Raw genomic sequence first — 13338 nt, forward strand, 5'->3', positions numbered from 1 at the left:
TCACACCGGCGGAGCTTCCGCGTAGAGGTGAGCCGGCGGGCAAGGTAGGCCCGCAATCTCGCGATGCGCTCCCTGCCCATGCCCCTCACGCGCGTAAAAATCTGCTGCATCGCCTCCGAGGAAGAGGCGTGGATCGCCGTTCGCGCGGGCGCCTCCGCCCTCGGCCTCGTCGGCCCCGTCCCGAGCGGGCCAGGCGCGATCACCGAGGAGCAGATCACCGCCATCGCAACGCGCGTCCCGCCGGGCGTCGCCACCTTCCTCCTCACGAGCCACCAAGACGCCTCCGCCATCATCGAGCAGCAAAGACGCTGCCGCACGAGCGTCGTGCAGATCCTCGATCGGCTGCTGTCGGGCACGTACGAGGAGCTGCGCGCCGCGATGCCCGGCATCGGCATCGTGCAGGTCGTGCACGTGATGGGCGAGGAGGCAATCGACGAGGCGATCGAGCTCGAAGGCAAGGTCGACGCGGTGCTGCTCGACTCAGGCAACCCGAACCTGCCCGTGAAGGAGCTCGGCGGGACAGGGCGCACGCACGATTGGCAGATCAGCGCGCGGCTCCGCGAGCGCGTGCGGCTGCCAGTCTACCTCGCAGGCGGGCTCCGTTCGGACAACCTCGCGACCGCAATCCGCACCGTGCGCCCCTTCGGCGTCGATCTCTGCAACGGCGTACGCACCAACGGCAAGCTCGACCCGGCCAAGCTCGAAGATTTCTTCGCGGCCCTCCCCGCACGCTGAGCATTGGTCTCTACTTGATGCCGCCGCGCCGGGGCGCTGCCCCGGGCCCCGCGGGGGCTGTTCGCCCCTCGACCCGAACCAGGGCAAGCCCTGGACCTTTGGTGGAAGAACTGCGCGATGCGCAGTTCTTCCAACGGGTCCGTGGCAAGACCAGGGACGACGTTGCCAGTCGCGGCGATCTTGGCTGGCAGCGTCCTTCGCCGGTCTTGCCTCGGCCTGTTCGATGAACTGCGCATCGCGCAGTTCATCGACCCCGGGTCCAGCCCCTGGCTGGTCCGGGTCCAGGGGCGGATAGCCCCTGGTGGGGCCTGGGGCAACGCCCCAGCGATCGATGCTCTACTCGTCGGCGCCTGGATTCTTGATCCGCCGCACGAGCCCGCGCACCGTGCTCATGCCGAGCAGGCGCGTGAACAGGACGAACCCGACGACGGCCGAGAGCACGGTCAGCCACAGGGGGACGTGGAAGACGAGCTTGGCCCACGTCGCCCACGCGTTCTCTCCGACGAGGTCCTTCCACGCGACATCGAACGAGGGCAACGTCTCGCGCTCGAAGATCCCGATCACGAGCCCGACTGGCGTGAGGACGAGCGTCAAGAACGCGAGCACCTGGTTCAAGAGGTCGGCGCGTTTGTCCGACAGGTACTCGTCGATCTCGGTGATCTCGCCCTTCACCTCCTCGAAGAGCCCGCCGATGTCGAGCGCGTTGCGCAGGCCGCAGTAGAAGCGGTCGTGCCGCTCCTCCGAGCTGATGTGGCCGAAGCTGAACTTCGCCGTGTACTGCAGCAGCGCGAGGCGCAGGCGGCCGAAGATGCGGCCGTCGGGGCGGTTCGACATGCTCGCGCACGCCGACGAGAGCTCCAGCAAGAACAGCCGCTCGTGCTCGATGAGCACCCACTTGTAGAGGTAACGCTCGAGCATTGTGGACTCGAACTGCGAGAGCAGACCCTTCGCGTCGAGCGGCCAGATCATCCAGGTCACGCCGACGGGGGAGAACACGCAAAGCTCGCGCGCCGAGGGCTCCCACATCGCCGGATGTCCCTCGATGCGGCAGTCGGCCGCGGATGGGTCGATCGGCTGATCACTCCCGTGCGCGAGCCGCAGGCGATGCCGCGCCGCGGCGTCGGGCAGACCTTCCGTGTAGAGCACGTTCACGCTCATCGGGTTTGGCCAGCTCCCGATCGGCGCGTCGAGCATCACGTCGGGGATGAAGAGCTTGAGCCAGTGCCGGACCGTCGTGTCGTCGAGATGCGCCTCCTCGCCCATCGCCACGAGCGGATGCGCCTTCATCTCGCCGTCCTTGCCCGCCTTCTTGCGCGGCATGCTTTCCGGCAAGAGGTGCGTCATGCCGCGACGCACGACGGCCGCGTAGAGGTCCTGGAACGCGGTCAACGTGAGCGCCGTCGGCTTGATGCCGACCACGACGAACACGTACCCCGTCTCGATCACGAAGAGCCGCGGCGGCGTCGTGATCTTGCAGGGCATCCCGCCGTTCTTGTCCTTGCGGGGCTCCTTCGACGCGGACGCGTGATCGGGTTTGTCCGCGTCCGGTTTGTCTGGTTTGCCCGCTTCGGCCTCGGGCTTCGCCTTCTTCGGCGCGCGCTCGAAGACCCACGTCGCGCGTGGATCGAAGAGGTTCGCGAGCTTGCCCGTGGGCTCGTAGGCGCGGAGGAGCCGCCCGTCGCGCACGTGGATGTTGAGGTGCGGCAAGAGCGCCGGATCGTCGATCTTCTTCGGCTTGAAGTCGCCGCGCGCGAGGAGCTTCTTCTCGTAGCCTTCGAGGTCGAACGTGCCTGCGAGCCCGTCCGGGTGGCGGTACGAGACCACGAGGTACAGCGTCGATTTCGGCCCGATCGGGGGCTCCGCCGCGCGCGGCATCGAAGACTCGTCAGCGGATTTCGTACGTCCTCCGCAGGTACTCCGCGATGTCGGCCGACTCGAACATGTCCACGCCCGTGTTCGGGTCGTGGAGGAAGGGCACCTGCATCTTGCCGCTCCGCGCGATGAAGGCCTGCCGGCTCGGGCTGAACTTCGCCACGTTGTGCAGCCGGTACGGGATCTCCAGGCTGGAGAGCACCTCCCGCGTGATGCGGCAGTACGGCGAGGCCTCGAAGCTCCAGAGCTCGAGCGGTTTTTCGGGCGCGCGCGAGGGCCGCGCGAACGCGCCGAACCCCGGCCGGAACGCCGACGCCATCATCGCCGTGGCGTTCGTCAGCGGGCCGAGGCCGAGCCAGAGCGGCACCTTGCCGTCGCCGTAGACGCGGAAGAGATAGGCCACGATGTCGTTCGACTCGTACATCGAGACGCCCGTGTTCGGGTCGACGAGGAACGGGAACTGGTGCTTGCCGCCGCGCTCCTTCACGACAGCGCGGAAGCGGCTCCCGCCGCGCGGGCACGGGTAGATCATCGCCTCGAGGTCGAGGATCGTGAGGGCCTCGCGCACCTTGCGGCAGAACGGACAGCCCTCGAACTCGTAGAGCTCGAGCAGCTTGTCGGGACGCTCGCCGAGGTGTCCGGAACGTAAGCCCCCGGCGAGACGCGCCAGGGTGGCTGCGAACGAGGTCGCGACGTCGAGGGTTCGATTCATGGACTCCTGGTTACGTGATCCCGGGGCAGAATTGAAGTGCCGACGGCGTGCGCGCGGGTAAAGCTGCGGGCGCTGTGCGCTCCGTTCATCGCCCGAAGACCCTCTTCTTCCTGCCCTCGCTGCTCGTATCCATGGCCTGTTCTGGAAACCCCCCTCCGCCCGCCGATCCGCCCCCGAATCACCTCACAGGCTCCCTCGCCCCCACGGCGAGCGCCGTCGCCGCGCCCACGCCCGCGCCCGCTCGCCGCGAGCCGCCCGTGCCCACGCGGCGCGAGGACATCGTCGAGACGCTGCACGGCAAGGAGATCCACGACCCTTACCGCTGGCTCGAAGACGGCGAGAGCGACGAGGTGAAGGTCTGGCAAGCGGCGCAGAACGAGCGCACGGCGAAGGCCCTCGCCACGCTGCCCGGCCGCGCCGCGCTCACGCGCCGCATCGAGTCGCTCTTGCGGATCGGGTCCGTCGGCACGCCCGCGGTCTATGCCTCGAAGAAAGGCAAAGGCCGTTATTTCTACACGCGCCAGGCGCCGTCCGAGGATCAGCCGGTGCTCTACGTGCGCGACGGCGTGGATGGCGCGGATCGCAAGCTCGTGGATCCGAACACGCTCGGCAAGGACGGGCTCGTCTCGCTCGATTTCTGGGTGCCGTCGCAGGACGGCAAGAAGCTCGCGTACGGGCTCTCCTCGGGCGGCGACGAGCAAAGCACGCTCTACGTGATGGACGTGGAGACCGGGAAAAACCTGCCCGAGACCGAGGTGATCCCGCGCGCGCGGTACGCCTCCGTCGCGTGGCTGCCCGACGGGAAATCGTTCTATTACACGCGCTTCCCGCAGAAGGGCGACGTGCCCGCGGGCGAAGAGCATTATCACCGCAAGATCTACCTGCATCAGATCGGTCGGCCCTGGGAGAAGGATCCGCTGGTGTTCGGTGAGGGCCGCGCGATGACGGACTCGCCGAGCGTCTTGATCTCGCCGAACGGCCGCTGGCTCGTGGCGACCGTGCACATGGGCTGGAGCCGGATCGAGGCGTACCTGCTCGATCGCAAAGCCGGGCCCCAAGCCACGTTCGTGCCGTTCGCGGTGCCGAAGGAAAACGCGATCTACGACGTCGACGTGTACGACGACTCCCTGCTCGTCCGGACGAACGACAGCGCGCCGACGTACGAGCTCTATCGCGTCGACCCGCAGAAGCCCGCGCGCGAGCACTGGAAGAAGATCCTGCCGGCGACGAAGGACGTGCTGCAGGCGGTCACCTCGATCGGCGGGCAGATCTTCGCGACGTACATCGTCGACGCGCACTCGGTGGTGAAGCGCTTCTCGGCGACGGGCGAGCCCAAGGGCGAGATCACGCTACCCACGATCGGCACGACGGGCGGCGCGAGTGGCGAGTGGGACGGGCACGAAGCGTTCGTCGGGTTCACCTCGTTCGCCGTGCCGAGCACGGTGCTCCGTTTCGACCTCGCGACGGAGAAGGTGAGCACCTGGGCCGAGATCAAGCCGCCCGTGGACGCGTCCGAGTTCGTCGTGACGCAGGAAAAAGCGCGCTCGAAGGACGGGACGTTGGTGCCGTACTTCCTCGTCCACAAGAAAGGCGTGGCCCGGGACGGGAAGGCCCCGACGGTGCTCACGGGGTATGGCGGGTTCAATATCGCGCAGATGCCGGCGTTCGCGGGCTCGCGGTACGTGATGCTGGAGCAGGGCGGCGTGGTGGCGGTGGCGAACCTGCGCGGCGGCGGTGAATACGGCGAGGCGTGGCACCGCGCGGGGATGCTCGCGTCGAAGCAAAACGTGTTCGACGATCTGTATGCGGTCGCCGAGAAGCTCCTTGCGGACCAGGTGACGTCCTCGGAGCGGCTCGCGGTGATGGGCGGCTCGAACGGGGGATTGCTGGTCGGCGCGGCGATCACGCAGCGGCCGGAGCTCTTCCGCGCGGCGGTATGCGCGGTGCCGCTGCTCGACATGATTCGCTACCACAAGTTCTTGATCGCGAAGCTCTGGATCCCCGAATACGGCTCGGCCGAGGATCCGACGCAATTCGAGTGGCTGCGGGCGTATTCGCCTTATCACAACGTGAAGCCCGGGACGCCCTACCCCGCCGTGCTCTTCGCAACGGCGGAGGGCGACAGCCGCGTGGATCCGCTGCATGCGCGCAAAATGGCGGCGCTGCTGCAGGCGGAGGCGGGCGGGGACAAGCCGATTTTGCTGCGCGTCGAAGGGAAAGCCGGGCACGGCGCGGGCAAGCCGATCTCGAAGAAGATCGAGGAGGCGACGGACGTGTATTCGTTCCTGTTCTGGCAGCTCGGCGTGACGCCTCCCGGCTGACCTGCACCTACATCTCGGTACGACGTAAGTTCACCCGGGGGGCGTGGTCGGCGAGGCCCCGGAGGAGATCCGATCAGGGCGGGGGTCTCGTCGGCGAGGCCCGGAGCAGGTCCGATCAGGGCCGGGGTCTCGTCGGCGAGGCAAGCGGCGGAGTCCGATCAGGGCGGGGGTCTCGGCCGCGAGGCCCCGGAGCAGGTCCGATCAGGACCGGGGTCTCGTCGGCGAGGCAAGCGGCGGAGTCGGATCAGGGCGGGGGGCTCGCCGGCGAGGCAGGCGGCGGGATCGGGTCTTGGGCGCGCCGTGGTGGTAGAGTGGGCGGGCCGATGAAAACTGGGAAGCGCGAGAGCGGTGGGGCCGGGAAGCGGCGCTCGGGAGCAGCGGACGACCAGGAGCAGAGGAGCGTCGGCCAGCTCATCGATCGCCTCGCCGAGCTGAGCTGGAAGCCGTGGGGGCCGCGAAAGGACTACGGGGAGGACTTTCACGTCCAGATCTGGGACGGCGGCGAGTCGACGGGGCTCTCGTTTTACGTGCAGCTCAAGAGCGTGCGAGACGCGGAGCAACGAAAAGGGCAGCGTACGCCCGATACGCTGAAGTACCGCCTCGATGCGAAGGATCTTCGGCACTGGGAGAAACAGACGCAGCTCGTGGTGCTCGTGATCTGGGACGTGGAGATGCGGCGGGGATACTGGGAGACGGTGCCGCGGATCCTGGAAGCGCTGGAGAAGAAAGGAAAAGGGTGGCGGAAGAAGGAGACGGTGACGGTGGAGGTGCCGGCCGCGCACGGAACGGATGCCGAGGGAATGAGGCGGCTGCGGTGGGCGGTGGCGGATCATTCGCTGGCGCTCGTCGCGGGCCGGGTGCGCGACGAGGAGATGACGGGCACCATTCGATTCACGGACAAGGTCACCTACGAAGCGTTCCGAGAAGCGCTGGATCGCGGCAACGAGGTGACCTTCGAGGGGCTGGGCGTGCCCCAGATCCAGATGCCGGAATGGCACCGTCGAATGTATGGGGATCGCCCTCCTGCGACGCGCGTGAGGATCACGCCGACGACACGGGTGGTCAGCCTCAACGTGCGGGTCGAGGTTCGAGCTCGCAATGTAACGGCTTCGATACCTGGTATCGAACTGAAGCCCACGAAACAGGGGCGCAAGCATCTGACGCTCACGAACGAGCATCAGGGTCGAACCATTACGTTCATCGCGGTTGGCAACGAAGACGCGGACGGCAGTTTCACCTTCCGCATGTCGCGTTTCGGGAAGACCATCCAGGAAGCACGAGAGGCAGCGGCTTTTTTCTTTGCTGCCAATCAGCCGGGGAGCCGCCTCCGGGTCGTGGACGAACGAACGGGGCAAACGATCCTCGATCAGCCGCTCCCATCGCTTCCCGCTGATCCTGTCGCCGAGGGACTCCACGACACGCTCGAAAAGCTTGCCTTCCTAGAGCCCTACATCAAAGGAATCGACTCCATCCATCTCGACCAGGGAATCACCCACGACGAGATGATGCGCATCGCGGTTCTCTACGAAGCATGCAGGAATGGGCGGGTGCAGATGCGCAAGCGGCTGTCCTTCATGGTTTCACCGGATGCCGATGCCCTACCAGATCGAGCCAATCCTGACGTCGTGCAGCACCTCGACGGTTGCAAGATGAACCTGCTCGGCGTGGAGATACCCCTGGGTCGCGTCAAGGAGGTCGTTCAGGAACCCGACCGCGTGGTGACGGCGGTGAGAGACGCCCTGGCCCGAGCCCGCGCAACGGGCAAACCGGTCCCCCTGCACATCGATGACGTTTCACTGGTCGCTGAGTTCCTCGACTGGCCCCCGCCTCACGACCGCCTCTACGACATCGCCTCGGCCCAATCCGGCTACTTCACCCTCGCCCAGGCGCTCGAAGCGGGCTTCACCTCCGCCGACCAGCTCCAAATCGAGGAGCGCGTCGAGTCCTACGGCGGCGGCAACGTCTTCCGCCTCGTCCAGTTCCCTCCGACAAACGAACACGAAGACCTCGTCGTCACCTGGCTCCTGACCGACAAGAAAGCCGTCTTCTCGCACGATACGGCACTCGCGCTTCACGAGCTCTCAGACATCCTCCCCGCCCGCCAGCACATCACGCTCCCACCAGGATACCAGATGCCCGAAGGCGTGGAGCTCGGCCCCCAGGTCGCCATTTACCACGGTACTGTGGATCCCTCCGAGATCACCTGGATGGGCCCTGTCCCGTTCACGAAGCCTTACCGGACGCTCCTGGATTGCATCGAGGACCACCTCTCCCCAGATCTACTCGACCAAGCGCTCGCGCAGGCACGTACGCGCGGCATGATCAGCAGGGCCGAGGCGCAGGCCCTTCAAGCCGTGAGAGCCAAATCCGCATGAGCACGAGGTTCAGGTCGGCGGATGCATTCAAGCAGTCCCTCGAGGACCGCATCCGAAGGGAAGCCGAGGCGCTTGGCCTCAAGGTCCAGCCCTTCCGGCAGCGCTGCATCTTCGACAGGTTCCTCGCGCGCTTGCTCAGCCACTTCGGCGACCGCGCGATCCTGAAGGGCGGCGTCGCGCTCGCGCTCCTCGTTCCGCGTGCTCGCTTGACGAAAGACGTCGATCTGACCTTGCACGGTCGCTCCGAAAACCTGCTCGACGAGGTCCAGACCGCAGGACGCATCGATCTCGGCGACTTCTTGGTCTTCGAAGCGCTGCCACACGCCGATCATCCCACCATCGAAGGTGAAGGGATCGTGTACGAGGGCCTTCGATTCCAGATCCACACGAGGCTCGCAGGCAAGCGTTACGGCGATCCGTTCGGCCTCGACGTGGCCTTCGGGGATCGCATGCTCGTGCCGCCCGAGCTGCGCACCGGCAACGACTTCTTCCAATTCGCGGGCTTGCCACCCACGAAGATCCGTGCGTACGCGCGCGAGGTTCATCTCGCGGAGAAGCTGCACGCATACACGCAGCCAAGGCCGCGGGAAAACTCGCGCGTCAAGGATCTGCCCGATATGGCCTTGCTCGCCACGACAGGCCCCTTCGATGGCGACACACTCCGGCGCACGATCGAGGCGACATTCACGTTCCGCGCTGTGCATCCGACCCCTGCGTCGCTGCCAGCTCCGCCCGCAAGCTGGCCCGCGCCGTACGCAAGACTTGCCCGCGAAAACGCCCTCCCGTGGCCGACGCTCGAAGCCGTCTTCACCCACGTGAGCGCCTTCCTCGATCCGATCCTCACCGGCCACGACGGGACCTGGGATCCCATCGCGTGGACCTGGCGCGCGCGCTGAACGCGGGTATTCCTTCCCCGCCTCCGCTCAATGCGGGCCAGGCGTCGTCGGCCCGACGTCATGCGCGAAGAAGAGCCGCTCGTCGCCGTACTTGGAAGCGACGAACGCGCTGTCGAGCCAGAGCTCGCCCAAGGGCTTGGTCGGCTGGTCGATCTTCGGCGCGACGTGCACATCAAAGAGCTTGATCCCGGCGGGCACGCGGCCGAGCGAGAGCCGGAAGTCCGACGTATCCGGGCAGGCGCGTTTCGCCTCCGCCGTCGGGTGGAACTCGATACGGTCGGGCACGACGGGGTTGTCCGCCGTCGCGCCGTCCGCGCCCATGCCCGCGAGGTGGTGCAGCGGCAGGTACACGCTGTAAAGCCGCGTGCCCCCGAGCGAGTTCGCGGCCTTCTGGAACGCGGCCTGCACGAGCTTCGTATCGAACTCCTTCGCCGGCACGGTGGAGTTGCAATAGACGCTGGAGAAGCAGCGCAGGTCGCCCTTCTCGCGATAGTCGTTCGGCAGCCCGAGGAAGTTCAGCGAAGGCTTGCCGGTCACGAAGAATTTCAGCGCGATCGAGGGCGCAAAGCTGCCGCCGCCCTTCGCATCCGAGAAGCGGAGCAGCGCGGATCCGCCCTTCGCGAGGACGCCGGTATACGGAAGCTCTGCCGTGATCTTCAGGGTCACGCGCGCGCACGTGCCATACGTGTGCACGAGCTTCGGGCGATCCGGCGGCAGCTCGTCGCCGGAGAGCTCGAACGAGCCGCGGTTGAACGCGGTGCTGAAGAGCTTGCGCCGCCCCCAGGGGCCCGGGACGCTCGTGGGGAGCGCGCCTTCCGGGTACGGATCGGAGCTCACGCGGGCCCAGAGCGCATCGAGCTTCTCCTCGGCGCGGAGAAGCGAATAACCATCGGGCAAGGACATGAGCAGCGAGCCTATCGTAGGCCCGTCTCGCTTGCCATTTCCTTCCGCGTCGTGCTTCCTTCCTCCCCGATGACGCGGATCCCGATGCACTCGCTTTCGTTGCTCTTCGCGCTCGTCGCGCTCGGCTGCCAGAACAAGCAAGAGAGCCCGGAGAAAGCGCCCGCCCAGGAAGCCCCCGAGACGAAGCCGTCGACCACCAAGCCACGGGAGAAGAGGGCCGCGCGCCCCGTGCAGGAGTACCCGGCAGCCGAGTCTTTCGCGCTGAAGCCGCTCGCCGTGGGCCAGTGGATCCGGTTCGCCGTGGAGTCGAAGGGCGTGCCGCCGTCCCAGGTCTTCGTGCGAATCGTGGGCAAAGAAGGCGAGGCGTTCTGGTACGAGATCGAGGCGAACACGCCGACCGGCACGACGATCTCCCAGTTCCTGGTGGAGAACGCAGCAAGCAAAGGCTTCGACAAGAACGCGATCCGCAAGATGCGGACGAAGGCCGATACCGGCCCGGTGCAGGAGCAAACCGAGCCGCGGGACGCGATTCTAAAAGCCGCCGAAAGCGTCGAGGAATTCGCCGCGATCCTGAACCCGCCGCCGGACTTCGCAAAGGTCGAGCGCAAGGAGGCGAAGGTGACGGCCGGTCTGTTCCAAGGCTGCTTCGTGTACGAGGCCGAGCACGAGGAAGGCGGCGTGAAGACGAAGGAGACAGTCTTCCGTCACCCCGCCGTGCCCATCACCGGGTTCGTCCGTTCCGAGGGCACACGAGGCAGCGCCGCCGTGACGAAGGAGCTGCTCGAGCTACACGAGTCCGGCGCACGAAGCGCACTCTGACCTGTAAGGTGCAGAGGGCCCGCGCGTTGTCCGGCCGAGGCCAACCGCACAGGTGAGCCGGATCCAGCGCGCCGAACGTCCACCGTGGAGACCGCATGAATCGCAAGCCCCGCCGCGCCACACGGATTGTCGCTCTCGTTCTGGCCTCGCTCGCCGCGCCCCTCCTCGCCCTCGGCTGCGGCGGCAGCGTGCCCTCCCCAGGCGCAACCGGTGCACCCCCCCAAGACCCAGCAGCCGCACTCGATCAAGCCGAGCGCGAGGTGCACTCCGCGCTCGGCCTGTACCCAACCCCCCCCATGCAAGCCATGGCGCAGCAGGCAACAACCGGGACGCAGCCTACCTTCGCCGCACCGCCGCCCGCACCGCCGCCCCTCACGCCGACGCCCGCGCCCACGGCCATCACGCCCGCGCATCCCGATCGGAAGGTCGAGACCGAAGCAAAGCGCGCCGAGGCGCCCAGCGCAGACGAGGCCACGCCCGTGTCAGACGATCCATGCATGACCGCATGCCGCGCCCTGCAGTCGATGGGCCGCGCCGCCACCCACCTCTGCGACCTCGCCGGCGAGGACGACGCACGATGCGCAAGCGCAAAGGATCGCGTGCGCAAAGCCGAGGACCTCGTGCGCCAAAGGTGCCCCGCCTGCGCAGGCTGACGATGGTTTGAGGCGCAACGGTGTCGTGTTGGAGGCGCCGCGCCGGGGCTCTGCCCCGGACCCCGCGGGGGCTGTTCGCCCCTCGACCCGAACCAGGGCAAGCCCTGGACTCGGGGTGGAAGAACTGCGCGATGCGCAGTTCTTCCAACGGGCCCGTTGGAAGACCAGGGACAACGCTCCCGTCGAAAGGTCAGCGCTGCTGTCTTGGCTGGCAGGGTCGTCGTTGGTCTTGACCTGGCCTGCCATGAAACTCGCGCCCGAGCGCCTTCCGCTCATCCGCCCGGCGTGACCGAGTTTCATGCGAGGGGGTGGGCCGGTTGGCCCATGGGGTCTGTTCGATGAACTGCGCGAAGCGCAGTTCATCGATCCCGGGTCCAGCGCTTGCGCTGGTCCGGGTCCAGGGGTGGACAACCCCTGGTGGGGCCTGGGGCAACGCCCCAGCGCTACCGCGCCATCATCACCGCCGCGAACGCCACGAGCGCCACGAGCATGAGCCCAGCGGCGGCATAGATGACGCCTCGACTCTTTGGCGCCGCCTCTGCGAGCGCGGCGTCTTGCGAAGAACCTTCCGCGTCTGCGGCGAGCGGCGCGTCTGGGACCTCCTCGGCCTTCTTGCGGAGGTATTCGTCCCAGAGCACGACGGGCACCGCGCCCGATGGCGATGCGGCCGCCTCCTCGGCTGCCGCGGCGAGCCCGGCCGGGACTGCGTCGGTGTGCGTCAGGTCCGCGCTGTCCGGTGGCGCTGAGTCACGCCCGAGGATGGGCAGCCCGTGCGCGCCGGACGGAGGCATGCTGATCGGCGCTGGGCGCACCGTGTCACGCATGTCGAGCGGCACTGCGTACTGCGACGTATCGTCCATCATCGGCGGCGGCGTGAAGTCGGTCGGCGTCACCTCCTCGGTGCTCATGCCCGGGTCGGTGATGACCGGCAGGGGCGGCGGCGCCGGCGCGATCGACGAGGGCCTGGCGGCCTTGATCGCCGCTGCGGGGGGCAGGCCGGGACGGTCGTCGCCGAGCAGCGGCGTCAGGGCGTCGAGCAGCTCGTCGGCGGAGGCGAACCGCTTGTCGACGTCGCGCTGCAGGCAGCGATCGACCACGGCGGCGATGCGCGGGTCTGCGTCGGGCATCAGGTCCGACAAACCGCGGATCCGACCGGAGAGAACCTCGGCGGCGGCGCCGTAGGGGGTGAGACCCTGGAAGACGCGGCGGCCGCTCAGCATCTCGGCGAGCACGACGCCGACGGACCAGAGGTCGGTGCGGTGATCGACCGTCTTCAGCCCGCGCACTTGCTCGGGGCTCATGTACGCCGGCGAGCCCATCGTCTTGCCGGTGGCCGTGAAGTCTGCGCCTTGCTGCAGCGTCTTGCTCACGCCGAAGTCGAGGATCTTGAGCACGGGGGCCTCGCCGCCGGGCTCCTCGTGGAGGAAGAGGTTCGAAGGCTTCAGGTCGCGGTGCATGACGCGCGCCGCGTGCGCGGCCTTGAGGCCACGCGCGGTCTCGGCGGCGATGCGCAGCGCCACGACGGGGGCGATCTTGCGCTCGCGCTGGAGCTTCTCGCCCACCGTCTCGCCGCTCAGCATCTCCATCACCAGGAACGGATCGCCTGCGTCGGTTTGTCCGACGTCGTAGATCTCGACCACGTTGCGGTGGACGATGCGGCCGCAGGCGCGCGCCTCGCGCAGGAGCCGGAGACGCGCGTCCTCCGAGGCGTCGAGACCGCGGAGGAGCTTCAGCGCGACCTCACGCTCGGTGAGCTCGTTGATTGCAGCCCATACGACGCCCATCCCCCCCTCCCCGAGGGGGCGCACGAGGCGGTATTTTCCACCGATCCTGGTGCCGGCTTTCATGAACGGTCGGGTCTCGCCGGGAAGGTTACGCTCACCGCCCGCGCGAGCCTAGAACAACCCGCCCCACGTGTCGGTTCGTCCTCATCCCCTGCCCCGATCCCTCGCGAAAGAGGGGGGATTTGCGCGGGGTTCTTGCCGCTTCCGCGCGGGACGGGGCTCGGAGGTCAGAAATCGTCTATAAGCAGAGAGGGTGCAGCCTGGGCCG

Annotated in this window: 10 protein-coding genes; 6 read left to right on the forward strand and 4 right to left on the reverse strand. The window is 67.6% G+C overall.

The genetic code is table 11. The features are described 5' to 3' along the window. Positions 1-78: 78 nt before the first annotated feature. Positions 79-735, forward strand: coding sequence for a phosphoribosylanthranilate isomerase (locus tag KEG38_RS45555; RefSeq protein WP_272427019.1), 657 nt, complete (start codon positions 79-81; stop codon positions 733-735). A 336-nt stretch (positions 736-1071) separates the two neighbouring features. Here KEG38_RS45555 and KEG38_RS45560 read toward each other — a convergent pair whose 3' ends face one another. After that, a complete protein-coding gene (locus KEG38_RS45560; protein ID WP_272427020.1) occupies positions 1072-2610 on the reverse strand; it encodes a hypothetical protein in 1539 nt (512 codons plus the stop codon). 10 nt (positions 2611-2620) lie between these two features. Beyond that, on the reverse strand, positions 2621-3319 hold the full coding sequence (locus tag KEG38_RS45565) for a glutathione S-transferase N-terminal domain-containing protein (protein ID WP_272427021.1): 699 nt from the start codon (positions 3317-3319) through the stop codon (positions 2621-2623). A gap of 47 nt (positions 3320-3366) precedes the next feature. Here KEG38_RS45565 and KEG38_RS45570 point away from each other — a divergent pair, with 47 nt between their 5' ends. The 3 genes from KEG38_RS45570 to KEG38_RS45580 all read left to right on the forward strand — a co-directional run bounded on the left by KEG38_RS45570 (position 3367) and on the right by KEG38_RS45580 (position 8911). Further along, complete coding sequence (locus tag KEG38_RS45570; RefSeq protein WP_272427022.1) at positions 3367-5640, forward strand: prolyl oligopeptidase family serine peptidase; 2274 nt, start codon at positions 3367-3369, stop codon at positions 5638-5640. A gap of 323 nt (positions 5641-5963) precedes the next feature. Continuing rightward, entirely contained in the window at positions 5964-8015 is a 2052-nt protein-coding gene (locus KEG38_RS45575; RefSeq protein ID WP_272427023.1) for a DUF4365 domain-containing protein, read from the forward strand. After that, the gene (locus KEG38_RS45580; RefSeq protein ID WP_272427024.1) at positions 8012-8911 is read left to right on the forward strand and encodes a nucleotidyl transferase AbiEii/AbiGii toxin family protein; all 900 of its coding nucleotides are present in this window, start codon (positions 8012-8014) and stop codon (positions 8909-8911) included. The genes KEG38_RS45575 and KEG38_RS45580 overlap by 4 nt, the downstream gene beginning before the upstream one ends. A gap of 27 nt (positions 8912-8938) precedes the next feature. On the opposite strand, the gene KEG38_RS45585 is transcribed toward KEG38_RS45580, so the two are convergent. Then, positions 8939-9814: a hypothetical protein gene (locus KEG38_RS45585; protein WP_272427025.1), complete on the reverse strand. Its 876-nt coding sequence runs from the start codon at positions 9812-9814 to the stop codon at positions 8939-8941. A 69-nt stretch (positions 9815-9883) separates the two neighbouring features. On the opposite strand from KEG38_RS45585, the gene KEG38_RS45590 reads away from it, so the two are divergent. Together KEG38_RS45590 and KEG38_RS45595 are read left to right on the forward strand one after the other, a co-directional pair. After that, the gene (locus KEG38_RS45590; protein WP_272427026.1) at positions 9884-10633 is read left to right on the forward strand and encodes a hypothetical protein; all 750 of its coding nucleotides are present in this window, start codon (positions 9884-9886) and stop codon (positions 10631-10633) included. Positions 10634-10728: 95 nt separating this feature from the next. After that, a complete protein-coding gene (locus KEG38_RS45595; RefSeq protein WP_272427027.1) occupies positions 10729-11286 on the forward strand; it encodes a hypothetical protein in 558 nt (185 codons plus the stop codon). Positions 11287-11729: 443 nt separating this feature from the next. On the opposite strand, the gene KEG38_RS45600 is transcribed toward KEG38_RS45595, so the two are convergent. Beyond that, positions 11730-13133, reverse strand: a complete 1404-nt coding sequence (locus tag KEG38_RS45600; protein ID WP_272427028.1) for a serine/threonine-protein kinase — start codon at positions 13131-13133, stop codon at positions 11730-11732. Positions 13134-13338: the final 205 nt, after the last annotated feature.

It is taken from the genome of Polyangium jinanense (assembly GCF_028435265.1).
Taxonomy (GTDB): domain Bacteria; phylum Myxococcota_A; class Polyangia; order Polyangiales; family Polyangiaceae; genus Polyangium; species Polyangium jinanense.